Origin of the sequence: Paraburkholderia sprentiae WSM5005 (assembly GCF_001865575.2) — a bacterium.
Taxonomy (GTDB): domain Bacteria; phylum Pseudomonadota; class Gammaproteobacteria; order Burkholderiales; family Burkholderiaceae; genus Paraburkholderia; species Paraburkholderia sprentiae.
Window position 1 is genome coordinate 353,962 of the sequence record NZ_CP017565.2, and the last position, 13,561, is coordinate 367,522.

9 protein-coding genes and 2 pseudogenes are annotated in these 13,561 nt (G+C 52.7%); all 11 read right to left on the reverse strand.

Features of this window, described 5'->3' with window-relative positions; all coding sequences use genetic code 11:
* Positions 1 to 6: 6 nt before the first annotated feature.
* Positions 7 to 1,233, reverse strand: coding sequence for an NAD(P)/FAD-dependent oxidoreductase (locus tag BJG93_RS35395; protein WP_027193666.1), 1,227 nt, complete (start codon positions 1,231 to 1,233; stop codon positions 7 to 9).
* 147 nt (positions 1,234 to 1,380) lie between these two features.
* A complete protein-coding gene (locus BJG93_RS35400; RefSeq protein WP_027193665.1) occupies positions 1,381 to 2,718 on the reverse strand; it encodes an aminotransferase family protein in 1,338 nt (445 codons plus the stop codon).
* Between the two features lie 279 nt (positions 2,719 to 2,997).
* Positions 2,998 to 3,309 carry a high-potential iron-sulfur protein gene (locus BJG93_RS35405; protein ID WP_082194428.1) on the reverse strand — a complete coding sequence of 104 codons (312 nt, stop codon included), beginning with the start codon at positions 3,307 to 3,309 and terminating at the stop codon, positions 2,998 to 3,000.
* Between the two features lie 55 nt (positions 3,310 to 3,364).
* A pseudogene (locus BJG93_RS36685) lies at positions 3,365 to 4,036 on the reverse strand (aldehyde dehydrogenase family protein).
* A pseudogene (locus BJG93_RS36690) lies at positions 4,017 to 4,376 on the reverse strand (aldehyde dehydrogenase family protein). Before BJG93_RS36690 ends, BJG93_RS36685 begins: the two co-directional pseudogenes overlap by 20 nt.
* A gap of 11 nt (positions 4,377 to 4,387) precedes the next feature.
* Entirely contained in the window at positions 4,388 to 5,665 is a 1,278-nt protein-coding gene (gabT, locus tag BJG93_RS35415; protein WP_027193663.1) for a 4-aminobutyrate--2-oxoglutarate transaminase, read from the reverse strand.
* A gap of 185 nt (positions 5,666 to 5,850) precedes the next feature.
* Positions 5,851 to 7,947 (reverse strand): outer membrane protein assembly factor BamB family protein, encoded by a 2,097-nt coding sequence (locus BJG93_RS35420; RefSeq protein ID WP_051374110.1) that lies wholly within the window; start codon positions 7,945 to 7,947, stop codon positions 5,851 to 5,853.
* A gap of 199 nt (positions 7,948 to 8,146) precedes the next feature.
* Positions 8,147 to 9,565 carry an APC family permease gene (locus BJG93_RS35425; protein WP_202904043.1) on the reverse strand — a complete coding sequence of 473 codons (1,419 nt, stop codon included), beginning with the start codon at positions 9,563 to 9,565 and terminating at the stop codon, positions 8,147 to 8,149.
* A gap of 180 nt (positions 9,566 to 9,745) precedes the next feature.
* The gene (locus BJG93_RS35430) at positions 9,746 to 10,957 is read right to left on the reverse strand and encodes an MFS transporter (RefSeq protein WP_034476883.1); all 1,212 of its coding nucleotides are present in this window, start codon (positions 10,955 to 10,957) and stop codon (positions 9,746 to 9,748) included.
* Between the two features lie 113 nt (positions 10,958 to 11,070).
* Positions 11,071 to 12,516, reverse strand: a complete 1,446-nt coding sequence (locus BJG93_RS35435; protein ID WP_027193661.1) for an aldehyde dehydrogenase family protein — start codon at positions 12,514 to 12,516, stop codon at positions 11,071 to 11,073.
* Between the two features lie 141 nt (positions 12,517 to 12,657).
* A complete protein-coding gene (locus BJG93_RS35440; protein WP_027193660.1) occupies positions 12,658 to 13,440 on the reverse strand; it encodes an SDR family NAD(P)-dependent oxidoreductase in 783 nt (260 codons plus the stop codon).
* Between the last annotated feature and the right edge of the window lie 121 nt (positions 13,441 to 13,561).

The window sequence follows — 13,561 nt, forward strand, 5'->3', positions numbered from 1 at the left end:
GACCCGTTACGCTATCAGTAGATCCTGGATAGGTAGAGCTTCGTCATGAAGCCGCTCCAGATCAGGCGAATGACCGTCCGTCAGCAGGCGGCGCGACAGCATGAACTCTTTAGGACGATTGATCGCATCCACTGCGAGAAATTTGCGTTCCTTGAAATAGAACACGGCAAAGCTCCGGCCCGCCTTCCATTCGCCACGAATCACAATGTGATCATAGCCCTGCGACAGACCTGCGATTTGCAACTTTACGTCATATTGATCCGACCAAAACCAAGGTAGCGCCCTGTAAGGCTCAAGCTTTCCGCAAATTGTTTTGGCTGCCGTTTTGGCTTGATCGGTCGCATTCTGGACCGATTCAAGGCGAATAAATCTTTGATAGATCGGATTGCAATGGTTTGTGCAATCGCCCGCTGCCAAAATGTCGTGATCACTTGTCCTGGCAAATTCGTCTACCCGAATGCCATCATTAATCTCGAGCCCGGCGTCTTCTGCAAGACTGATTTCCGGTCGCACGCCGATACCGACAATTACCAGATCAGCCTTCAATTGCAATCCGTCACCACACGAAACGCTCTCGACGTGAAGGTTGCCGTTGATAGAAGTCGCCATGATCCCGGTCAGAATCTCTACACCTTCCTCTCGATGGATTCGCGTGTAGAACTCTGAAATCTCTGTCACGGTAACACGTTGCAATACCCTCGAAAGAGCTTCGACTATTGTTACATGCATGCCCAGATTTCGTAGCGATGCCGCCGCTTCCAGTCCAATATAGCCACCCCCAATAATGACGGCGCGCTTGCCTCGTCCAGCGAAGTCTCGGATCCGATCCACATCTTTCATTTCTCGGAAATACAACACGCCCGGCAAATGATCGCCAGGAAGCGTCAGCTTCCGGGCAGATGCCCCGGTGGTTAGAACAAGCTTGTCATAAGAAATCCGGGCACCATTGGTCAGCTGAATTGACTTCTCGTTCCGGTCGATTGCGACCACGCGCATTCCCAAGACCAATTCCACATTCGCCGTGTCGTAAAAGTTCGCCGGTCGAATAAGAATTTCGTCGGGATGTTGTGCACCCGCCAGGTAGGCTTTCGAAAGTGGTGGACGATGATACGGAATGACTGCCTCGGCACTCACAAGCGAAATTTTCCCCGCCCACCCTTCCTGCCGAAGACTCGCAGTAAGCTGGGCCGCGCCGTGGCTCCCGCCAATAATTACAACTCGTTCATCGCTCATAAAAGTACCTGATTTATGATGTAAGCCAGCGTCCGCTTAACGGGCTCATCATCAAACTCCCAAACCTACTCAGGCTTTGGTACGGTGCATTCGCGGCAGCTGAAACACCGACCCGAAACGGTCACAGCGTTTCAGACCTAATCTGCATCAAACAGTACCGTCCGGCTTCAGTCGCTTTAACACACCGCACACCGCTTCGACCGCTCTATCCGCTTCTTCTCTGCTTATCGTCAACGGCGGCGACATGCAGATATTGTTGTAATTGCTGATTCGGACAATCACGCCCGTTTCCTCTCGGATAACGTCCGGAATAGTTAACGCGGCCTCGGGGATGGGCTGACGTGATTTCTTGTCCGTGACCAATTCGATCCCGATGGCCATGCCTATTTGCCGCACTTCACCGACACAGGGATTGTCACGCAGCGCGGTAAACTGCTCTGCGAAATATGCCCCCATCTTGTTGGAACGAGCAATCAGGTCTTCATCCTTAATAATCCGAAGATTTTCCAAGGCTACCGCGCACGCAACGGGATGTCCTGAATAGGTATAGCCAAACGGGATTCCATACCCTTCTCGAACAATATCGGCCACGTCACGGGTCATCAATACGGCACCCAACGGGATATAACCGCTCGAGATCCCTTTAGCGGTGACCACAATATCCGGTGTAACGCCAAACCTTTCGGACGCAAACCAAGTGCCGGTGCGTCCGAAGGCAGTGACCACTTCATCAAAAATCAGAAGGATTCCGTGTTTTTTCAGCACAGCAGACATTCGGGCCCAGTAATCGGCCGGGGGAATGACCATACCACCCACACCCATGATTGGCTCGGCGATCATTGCGGCAATGTTTTCAGCCCCGATAGAGGCGATCGTCTTCTCAAGTTCCGCGACGCAGAAATCAGTAGGATCCTGACCATCGAAGTAGTAACTGCGATATGCATTCGGCGATGTCAGATAGGCTACGTGTGGCAGCCCCGGTCCGGTGCCTTCCCGCATTGCTTCGAAGCCGGTAGCTGTTCCTCCACCGTAAGCTGCACCATGATAGGCGGAGTTCCGTGAAAGAATCCAGGTACGGCTGGGCTGGCCCTTTTGAGTGTGATAAAAGCGAGCGGTTTTGATGGCGGCGTCGTCGCCTTCGGATCCACCGCTAGTAAAAAAGCTCATCTGTAGCTCGTCAGGTGCAAGCACTGCAAGCACTTCGGCAAGCTCAATTGCACGTTCGTGGGAATAGTCCCAGAAGCAAGTAAAGTACTCCAGCTGCTTAATCTGACGCGCAGCTGCTTCGGCGATTTCTTCACGTCCGTGACCGATTTGAGCCAGCCATAGCCCACCCGTTCCATCCAGATATTCTCGCCCCTGCACATCCCAGAGTTTGCAACCCTTGCCGCGCGTAAAAATCGTACGTTCAAGCTTGTTTTTAGGCAAAAATGGATGAATCAGGTGACGATGATCTGTTGCGAGCAAGTCTTGCGCGTAGTTCATATGCTACCTCATTCAATATAGATGAAATTCGGGGAAATTGGGCACCGTGACAATTGAGAAATTACATCTTTTTGAAATTTGGTTATATAAACAGCTATAAATTTCGAAAAATGTAATTAGCGCACCCTTATAGCCCAATCGTACGCTCGATTTAATAACAAGCTTTATCTATTTATCGAACTTTGTTTTCGAAAAATAAAACCTTACCCAGATCAGTCAGCGGATGCCCCGCGAGCAGTTAGTCAACCCGGTGAGGACCCTCTCCGGCTTGGATCAGCTTCACGCCCTTTTGCTATAAGCGCTGCACCATCCCTTGGCGGCAACCTCCTTGCCGGCAAATACAGAGCATGGTGCGGACGTACTGTTCGGTGGGCCCTGAAATAACGCGCAATTGCCGCAAGCTTGACCGACGGTATACCTCGGGTATTTTGTTTTGTCGACCTTGGCCGCGTTGGCCTTGTAGCCAAGCGCTCCTGCCATGGGGTCGGCTTCCGACACTGAGGCTGCATCAGCAAAGGCGAACCGCGACATTGCAAGGCCCGAAGCAAAGCCCATGGTCCGGATCAAAAAGGTGCGACGAGGTGTTTCCACGTAGATTCTCCACTTAAAAAAATGCCATTGGGCAAACGCACTAGGCGTCTAGCCGTTATATGAGGTCTTCACCGTGGTATAGAACTCCACGGCATAGCTCCCTTGTTCTCGTGAACCGTAACTGGACGTTTTCTACCTCCAAACGGTCGTGATAATCGACCCCGGCGGTAGGCACATTGACCATCACCATTCCTGCCTGAATCTCGCGCTTGAAATGACTGGCAAGCTTGAGCGAAGTCGTACAGATACCTACGGAAAGACCGAACTCAGAATCATTTGCCTTTCTGCAAGGCGTCGTCGAAGTCGCGGTCTGCAATCAGACTGCCACCGGGCCAAAAATCTCTTTCCGAGCGACGCGCATTGTGTTGTCTACATCGGTGAGCAATGCTGGCGCCATGAAATAGCCGCTTGTGTCGCGCGTCAAATGCTCACCATCATATGCGAGTGTTGCGCCCTCGTTCTTACCTATGTCGACGTACTTCAGATCTGTCTCAAGTTGGTTAGCGTCGACGACCGGCCCGATGTGGGAGTCGGGAGCCAGCGCGTGTCCGACCCGAAGGCTACCGAGTCGATCGATAAGCGCGTCACGAAATTTGACTAGATCGCCTCTGTGACGATAATTCGGCTCGAAGCTGTGCAGCGCTGTCCCCGTCGAGTAATAGGAGCCCTGGATGGTGCAATTGAGCGCGGTCTCAAGATCTGCGCCGTCAGTAACCGCTGAGCGGATTTTTCCCGCCCATTTTCAACTGAAGCTTTCCAAAGCGGGCGCCCGCCGTCGCCATCACTCGTGCCCCGGTAATCGTGGAACCAGTAAAGGTGATGGCATCTACCTTGAGACTTTCCAACATAGTCTTGCCGACAACACTGCCTGGGCCGATCAGAAGATTGAACACGCCATCGCCGAACCCAGCCCGGCTAATGATCTCGCTCAGTGCCCACGCGGAAGACGGCATGTCCTCGGCCGGTTTAAAGACAACGCAGTTACCTTACGCCAGAGCAGGGGCAATCTTCCATGCCCGAATGGCAATCGGGAAGTTCCAAGGTGCGATAATGCCTACGACTTCCACTGCCTCACGGGCTATAGCTCAAGCAAAATCGATTCGATGATGTCGATTCCCTCGTCAACAATTGCGTCGCACACCGTTAATGGCGGCATGATCCGCAGGACATTGCCGTATGAGCCGCACGTCAGCAGAAGCAGGCCGCGATCGAATGCGTCGGCCTTCAACGCATTGGCAAGTTCCGGAGCGGGCTGATAGCTCTTCCTGAACTCGATGCCGGTCATGGCACCCAGTCCGCGGACATCGGCAATCTCGGGCACACGTGAGCGGAGCCCATTGAACCGTCCGCGCATACGCTCGCCGATAGCTTCACTGCGAGCACAAAGGTGCTCTTCTTTCATCACGTCCAAGACAGCCAGTGCAGCAACACAGGCCATCGGATGGCCCGCATATGTGCTGCCAAGGCCACCTGCCGGCACTGAATCCAGAATATCTGCGCGGCCCACAACAGCCGAAATGGTCATACCGCCACCGAGACCCTTGGCCATCGTCGTCAGGTCCGGCACCACGCCGTGATGCTCCATCGCGAACATACGCCCGGTTCGACCCACGCCGGTCTGAATCTCATCGGCAATCAGCAAGATGTCGTGCTTGTCGCAAATTTCGCGTAGGCCTTTCAGGAACGCAGCGGGTGCGGGCGTATAACCGCCTTCGCCCTGTACCGGCTCTACGATGATTGCGGCTACGCGATGCGGATCCACCGTGTACTTGAACAGACGTTCGACACTATGAAGCGCGCATTCCGTCGAGACCCCTTCGAGCTCCGACGGATAAAGAGCCTGATACACTTCGGCGGCCATCGGCCCGAAGCCGGCCTTGTATGGGGCGACTTTTCCGGTCAGCGCCATCGCCATGAAAGTGCGACCGTGGAACGCGCCGTCGAACGAAATGACAGCGGAACGCTTTGTATGATGGCGTGCGACCTTGATAGCGTTTTCAACGGCTTCCGCACCCGTAGTCATGAAGAACGCCTTCTTCTCGAAATTCCCGGGCGCGAGGGCCGACAGTCGCTCTGCGAGCTCGACGTACGATTCATACGCGACCACCTGGAAGCAGGTATGCGAAAACTTTTCCGCCTGCTGGGCGACAGCCGCCGAGATTTTGGGATGACGGTGGCCCGTGTTCAGAACAGCAATACCCGCGCAAAAATCGATATAGCGCTTACCTTCAACGTCCCAGATTTCACCGTTGCTGGCACGCTCCGCAAATACGGGGTGAGCATTTCCAATCCCTCTGGGCACTGCTTTCGCTCGTCGTGCCATCAGGTCATTGTTAGTTTGCTCTTTACTCGACATTTTCCAGTCCTCAGAAATATTGATCTTGGCTTAACTTGCAATGTGCTTCCATCACCCTCGATCAACGAAGAAAATCGGACGCCGAACATCTTCTGCCCGCCGGCAACGGGGCACTTTTTCAGAAAATTATTCATCGACGCGAGAAGCGCGAACCTAGGCACGCGCCCCTTCACGTGGAGTATCGTTCAGTTCACAGGATCCGAAGCGCCGCCGTGTCGACGAGCCAGATCTGCCGCATATCCCTTCCATGCCTGGGATTCGATGTAAACCTTCAGATCCGAGAGTTCCTGGGCAGTCATATCCGAGAATGCTGGCATACCGGCCTGCTTGAAAGCGCCATCAATCACGATCTGATGCATAGCTGACTCGGTACCGGCCGACATCATGCGAAGATCAGGAATGATGCTGGCACCCGGACCCACTGCGTTTAAGCCGTGGCATGCGGAACAACTATTTTTCGAAAAGACCAGCCCACCGCGGGCTGCCGCAAGCTCATCGGCCGGTTTCGGCAAGCTTGGCTTGGGGAACGCGACAGGAGGTGCAATCGGCAACCTCGAAGCACCGCCCAGCCTGAAGGCAAGCAGGCGCGCCGGACCTTGGCTACGCAAGGTATTCATCAGGCGCGGAATTCCACGCATGCCCGACGCACCTCCATTGCCGCTGGCGATGATCAGGTATTCCGTACCATCCACCGTGACCACGGTTGGTGCAGCAAGCACGCACCCACCGACATCGTATGTCCAGAGCAATTTCCCTGAATCGGCAGCAAAAGCCTGCACCTTACCGTCGCCCGTCCCTTCAAAAACCAGACCACTCGCGGTAGCCAACACACCACCATTCACCGGCAACGGTCGATCAGCCTTCCACCGCGCTGTTTGAGTTCGCGGATCCCAAGCAATCAACTCGCCATGGGTCTTCACCTTGGCATCGGCCCGGAAACCGTAATAGTAGTCAGCGGCAACACCACCGAACGAATCCTTACTTGGATACATCGAAACTGGCACGATCGAAGCTGGGATGAAAACGAGATGATTCTTGGGGTCGTAAGCCATCGGCTCCCAGCTATGCGCGCCCACGTCACCAGGCAAAGGAATCACATTACCTTTCCTGCCGTCCCAGTAATTCCCTTCATCAGACGGGATCGCCCGGCCGGTCTTCGGATCAAGGCCCTTGGTCCAATTCACTGGAACATAGTTCTTGGCGCTGATGAATTGACCGGTCTTGGCGTCCAGGACATAAAAGAAGCCGTTCTTGGGCGCAGTCATCACCACACGGCGACTACCGCCATCCGCAGAAGGCAAATCAGCCAGCATGATGTGCATGGTCGCAGCCAAGTTCCAACCATCGTGCTGGACCGTTTGAAAATGCCATTTGTACTCCCCGGTCGTTGCATCGACGGCAACGATCGAGTCAGTAAACAATTCGTCGCCGGCATCCGGTGCACGATCCTTCGGCGACCAAGGAGCAGGACCATCCGTCCCGAAATAAACAGTATTGGATTTGTCGTCGTAGGTAATGGCATCCCACGGGCTCGTACCACCGTGGCTATATTTCCAATAATTTGTACCCCAGGTTTGGGCCGCTTTCGCCATGATCTCGCTTTCGAACGGCTTGGAAGGATCGCCAGGCTGCGTGTAAAAGCGCCACAGATGCTTGCCGGTTTTTCCATCAAACGCGTCCAAAAAGCCTCGGTCGGTCCCCATATCGCCCGACGCATTGCCGATGAACACGTTGCCGCCACCGACACGCGGAGCGCCGGTAATGCCCTGCATCTTCGTCATATCGCAGGAGGGAACGGACCACACGAGCTTGTGTGTAGTGCGGCTGACTGCCAAAAGATTGCAGTAGGCACCGACATACAGATTGTCCCCATCCATCGCCAGACCGCGATTGACATGGGAGGCCCAATATGCGGTCCAGCTGCTATTTGCCGGATAGGAAGTCTGCGGCGCGAACGTCCAGAGCGACTTCCCGGTTTTCAGATCGTTGGCGTAAATGCGGCCGGGCGGCCCGCTTTGATAGATGACGCCGTCCGCGATCAGCGGCTGACCGACGAGACCATCACCCGAATCCATGTTTACATACCAGGCCAACCCGAGCTTGCCAACATTTCCCTGATCAATTTGAGCTGCGGAGCTATGGAACTGCTGGTCGTTACCGCCGCCAAGCAAGCGCCAGTCTGCGGCTGCATCGGTCTCACCCGCTTTCGCCAATATCGACACACCCTGCAGCGTCGCGAAGGCCACGAATGCGACAGCAACCTTCCTTACTCTCATGCCCATAAAACATCCCCAATGTAATGCAGCCATACTAGGCTGCGCAGAAACACCAAAGCGATATATTTTTTTCCAACTTCAATTGAAAGCGGCAGAACCGTTGAGGGCGAGCCTCGCAAAATACCAAATCTCACAAAAATCCGGCGCCGCCGCTGGGAAGCTCAGGCCTTGGCCAGACCCGAAGCAATGAAATACGGCGACAAGCTCAATCCGATAATTGATCGGCCCGCTCCTGTCGATTTGCCAAAAACTCAAAAACACGCTCTGCACGCCCAAGATTTTGATATACCTCCGGCATTGCGCAGCGGAAATAGAACGCAACCAGGCTTCCGATCACGAATGCCGCAAGCAGCAAATACGTAACCCACCCATATTCCCCTGGTTTTCCGCCGACTACGAGGTCGAGATGGATAACTCCAAAGATCGCGGTCAGCGTAAGAACAATGGCGGATATTCCGGGTGCGATTAACGTCTTGAAGGCATTTTCTTCTTTAGGCATGCCATTTCTGGCAAACCATGCGACGGCGGAATAACTCACCATTGCCATCAGCACGACAACGCCGAGCCCACCAATACCCGCAGCCATCCCATACGTCTCCGCACTATTGGCATGGGTAAATAGGAGCAATCCAATGAGCAGCAACGCAACGAACGCAATCAGATTGGAAGCTGCATGCGGCGAGCGATGTTGGTAGTGCACACTTGAAAAATATTTCGGAAATGCCCGATCTGCGGCCAAATTGAAAACATAGCGGGAAAGCACATTGTGGATCGAGATCAACGAAGCGAGCACAGACATGCTCACGAACACTTGAGTCACTTCGGCCATGGTCCGACCAGCATAGATGCTGATCGCATGGGCAAACATCGAAGCCGGATCATCTTTCGCGATATCCCATACACGCTGGCCGTAAGCCGACACGAGCGCATAGCAAGAAAGCGTATACAAAAGTCCGACCAGAATTACCGCGCCATATGTAGCACGTGGGATAGTCCGATCCGGCTCGACCAGTTCATCTCTGAACAGCGCAGTTGCCTCGAATCCGACAAACAGCAGAATCGCGTACAGCAAAGTGACGCCGACATCTCCCCGAATAAAGGCTGACGGCGTAAATGGTTCGACCGACAGGCCATCCGCGCCCCCGGAATGAATAACGGCCACATTGAAAATCATCACGATGGCAATTTCTATCATCATAGAAACCGACAGAACCTTGGCAGACAATTCAATGTGCAAATACCCCAACGCACTGACGGCGATCCAACCAACCAGCGACCATTCCCACCATTCCGTTTGGACTCCAACCAGACTAACAATTGCCGAACTCACGCTAATTCCAAAAAATACGTACCCCCCGAGCAAAAGCGCCACATAGGATATAACAGCCAGAAATGCGGCTCCCAATCCGGGTACGTTGCCCAACCCCGAGCTAATGAACGCATAAAAGTCCCCGGGCTTCGGAACGTGCCGCGTCATGGTTACATAGCCCACTGTAAACAAGAGCAGAATTGCGGTTGTCAAACACAAAGCCAGACTTGCACCGGGTCCATCGGCGACAATCGTAAATGGCAGATATCCTGCGACCACGGCCATCGGTGCAGCAAAAGCAAGCACGGTCAACATAAGTGATGTCGTACCCATGCGGCCGGAAAGTCGCGCTTGTTTACTAGTGTTGCCTACCGCATCCTCGAGAGGCTGACTGTTCGTAACGTTATCCACAACTACTCCGAATTTTATAAGTGGCCCTCGATGAAGTCGATACCCATCAGGCAATTATCTCCAGCGGAACGGCTTACTCAGAATCTAATGGCTTTCACCACCAGCGAGTCCAACACGCTGCACACGTCCGGCAGCTCGTTTATGTACAACCATCGCCAACCAGAGACAAATAGGTGAAGTAACAATCGCTATCAGATCAATTTTCAATACACCCGATATATTGGTTTCAGATACCAACTTGGAAACAAGCATTGGACCAATACTCGCCGTCAGCATCTGCACACCCGGGAATAAAATTACCGCACGATTAGTCGGATCGGTTTTGTTGAGAACCTTGATATAAAAAGCAACGAGGAAATATCCGAGGAATCCATAAATCCCTGTCCACATCACAAAACCTATACCATCCACACCAGCAAGAATCGCAACAATCTGAATGATAGAAATGCAAAGGCCAATACTCAGCATCGGAATTGCGGGAATTTTTTCGACGAACAATGCCGATAATGCGGCCCCGAAAATCTGGCAGACAAGCGAAATGGTCAGCCAATTTTTTGCCACCGATCCAGGAATATTTTTCGCAATGGGATCAGCATAAACCCAGAAGATCATCATGAAAAATGACCACATTCCCACACTGCAAAGAATCAATACCGGCGATAACGCGAGCTTGTTATTTTCTGAAGCGACTAACCTGGCGTCAGTCGACTCTTTGACAATACTTTCGTCGGGACAAAACTTTAAGAAAATAAGTGCAACGAATGAAAAGAAAGTGAGAAAAAGGAAAATTTGTGAATACCCAAAAAGCGGCACTAGGACTTTAGGCAAAACCAGCGACCAGACCACTCCCGTGACCATTACACTTGTCGTGTACACTGCCACTGTACGCCCCGGAAGTGCTGACTGAGCCAAGTGAATATATGCAATTGACACCAGTACTCCACTAGCTGTGCCATAAAGCAAGCGGCAAATAATCAGCATCCCCGGTGGAAATTTTGTCATGGCATATGCCATCAACAGATGGATGACGAGGCAAATGCCTGCCGTCAACCTGAGCTTACGTTGTGGCAAATATCGCCCCGCCAACAAGAGCACGACGCCAAAAGCCAGAAATTCTGCTGTAGCCAAATCGCCAATACTCACATCATGTAGCCGGGAAGTATTGGCAATGGCACCCACAAAACTCGGATAAATGGAGTTGCTCATGTAACCCGCCACAAACAACAGACCAACAGCTAGCGTTCTGCCGATCTCCCGCTTGCTTGATGAAGCACTGACCCGGTTGTCAGAAGACATGCTTTTTACCTTGGTTTCATTAGCGGAAATTGATCCGCGACAGCAGCAAATAACTGACCACCGGCAGATCAATCCTCCAACGCTTCTACTTCACGAGAACAGCGATAGGCTGTTCAACTTGCGGTGCCAAATCCGAGGTATGCAACACTTTCCGTAAAGGCGTCAAATCCCGCTGCACCAAATTCCTTGCCATTCCCCGACATTTTCCGGCCCCCAAACGGTACCGTGACGTCGTACAGATTCATGTCTCCGTTAATGTAGATCTGGCCGGACACAATTCGGCTCGCGACCTGCATCGCAGCATCATGGCGCGCGGAATGCACATACGCAGCAAGCCCGAATTCACTATCATTCGCCATCGAGATTGCGTCTTCAACCGAGTCATATGGAATGATGGATAGCACTGGGCCAAAAATTTCCTCCTGAGCGATGGCCATCTGATTGCTCACATCACTAAAAATTGTTGGCCTAACGAAATACCCCCGCTCCACGCCCTCCGGCCGCCCTGTGCCGCCTAATACCAGTCTCGCTCCCTCGTCGATTCCTCGCTGGATCATATGCTGCACACGCTCCCACTGCTGCTTGTTCGCCACAGGACCGATCATTGCCTCAGCCTCCGGTGGCCCAACCTTCATTCCCGTGGCCACTTTCATTGCGATGGCTTCCGCCTCGTCCAGGCGACTTCTAGGAACCAGCAGCCTCGTTGGCGACGTGCAATTCTGTCCCGAGTTCAGCATGACATATTGCACACCCGACGTAATTGCCGTCTCGAAATCAGCGTCTTCCAGGAGGATGTTTGGCCCCTTTCCGCCGAGTTCTTGATGAACTCGCTTGACCGTAAAGGCTGCCTGACGGGCAACTTCAATACCGGCCCGGGTCGAACCCGTGACAGACACCATCGCCACGTCTGCATGCGAACTGATGGCGTGGCCCACGCAACTACCGTCACCGAATACCATATTGAAGACACCAGGCGGAACAGCGGCCGCGTCCAGAACCTCCGCCAGGATCTGCGCCGAAAAAGACGAGTACTCCGAGGGCTTCCATACCACTGTACAGCCTGTCGCGAGCGCCGGCGCGAGCTTGACCATGATTTGCAGGATCGGCCAGTTCCACGGTGTAATTAGACCGCATACACCAACTGGTTGTTGCCGGATTAAAGTGGTACCTTGCGTATGCTCAAACTGATAGGAACCCAGCAAATCAATGCCTGCTTTCAGGTGCATTTCTGGCAAAGTAAATTGCCCATCCTTGGCCAGCCAAGGCGGACATCCGATTTCTTCCGCCACTGCTTCGCTAAAGTCGTCATGTCGCTTCCGATACTCTTCAGCAATTCGCCGCAACAATTCGATCCGCTCAAGCTTCGAAGTGGCAGAAAAAGTCTCAAGCGCCTTTTTGGCAGCACGAACAGCGTTGTCGACATCACCCGAACTGCCAAGCAATACCTGCCCAGAAAGCAGCTCCGTTATTGGACTATAGACCTCGAACACTTTCGACTCCGACCCGGCCAGAGGGGTGACCCAGTGACCATCAATGTAGAAACGGGATAACTTACGCATTCAAATTTGCTCCCAGATCAACCACAGTTGATGTTCGAATAAATTGCGCTATCAATATCGATCTACTAGTTGATCAGTCAAATTATTAAATATTTACCTTATTAAAGACAGTCCAGCATGACAAGTCAATGTTCGAATCATTTATGCCGTCAACCAGCCGCCATCAATTACAAGTGATTGGCCGGTTATGTATCCAGCACTTCCTCCTGCGAGGTAGGCCACCAGATCAGCAACTTCGCTGACCGTGCCCTGGCGACCAACCGGAACCCATTTTTTCCATCCATCTCCATTCATGATGTCCTGCGACAATGGAGGAGCACAGTTCCCAATGATATTTTTCGTATTGGAAACGATATCCGTTTCAATGATGCCGGGGCATACGCAATTTGCAGTGATGCCATCCTTTCCATATCGGCGCGCAATGTGCTTGGTCAGCCCGACCATGCCGTGCTTGGACACGGTATACGGAAATCCATCAGCACTTGCATTGAATGAAGCAATAGATCCAATATTGACGATCCGTCCCCAGCCACGCTTGACCATGATTTCAAGCGCCGCCTTATTGGCAAGGAAACAACCCTTCAAATTAATATCCATCAGTTGATTCCAAAGCTCTTCGGAAGTATCAGTGCAACCAGCAAGATTATCAAAAACCCCTGCAGAATAGACCAGAATATCGTGCCCTTCCGCTCGCCCTTGCTGCACCACCTCTGTGACCTTTTTGGAATCGCGAACATCCAGGTGCACGAATATCGCGTCACCGCCACGAGCATTGATTACCTCAGCAGTCTCATGACCTTTTGCAGCGATGATCCCAGCAATAGTTACCGACAGACCAGACTTCGCCAGCGCTTCAGCGGATGCACGGCCAATGCCAGTTTCCCCGCCGATAATCACTGCACTTTTAGCTTTGAATTCAGTCATCGGCCACATCCATTAAATATTAAATTTCAAATAACTTTAGGATTACTTATCTAGCGAGCAATTAATTTTCTCAATCGCACGCAACGAATCTAAATCACAATTGAATTACTCACTCGATTTC

Excerpts from the sequence above, each read along its gene's own strand:
- BJG93_RS35395 (WP_027193666.1), bottom strand. The coding sequence starts at position 1,233 with ATGAGCGATGAACGAGTTGTAATTATTGGCGGGAGCCACGGCGCGGCC.
- BJG93_RS35400 (WP_027193665.1), bottom strand. The coding sequence starts at position 2,718 with ATGAACTACGCGCAAGACTTGCTCGCAACAGATCATCGTCACCTGATT.
- gabT (WP_027193663.1), bottom strand. The coding sequence starts at position 5,665 with ATGTCGAGTAAAGAGCAAACTAACAATGACCTGATGGCACGACGAGCG.
- BJG93_RS35420 (WP_051374110.1), bottom strand. The coding sequence starts at position 7,947 with ATGGGCATGAGAGTAAGGAAGGTTGCTGTCGCATTCGTGGCCTTCGCG.
- BJG93_RS35425 (WP_202904043.1), bottom strand. The coding sequence starts at position 9,565 with ATGTTGACCGTGCTTGCTTTTGCTGCACCGATGGCCGTGGTCGCAGGA.
- BJG93_RS35430 (WP_034476883.1), bottom strand. The coding sequence starts at position 10,957 with ATGTCTTCTGACAACCGGGTCAGTGCTTCATCAAGCAAGCGGGAGATC.
- BJG93_RS35435 (WP_027193661.1), bottom strand. The coding sequence starts at position 12,516 with ATGCGTAAGTTATCCCGTTTCTACATTGATGGTCACTGGGTCACCCCT.
- BJG93_RS35440 (WP_027193660.1), bottom strand. The coding sequence starts at position 13,440 with ATGACTGAATTCAAAGCTAAAAGTGCAGTGATTATCGGCGGGGAAACT.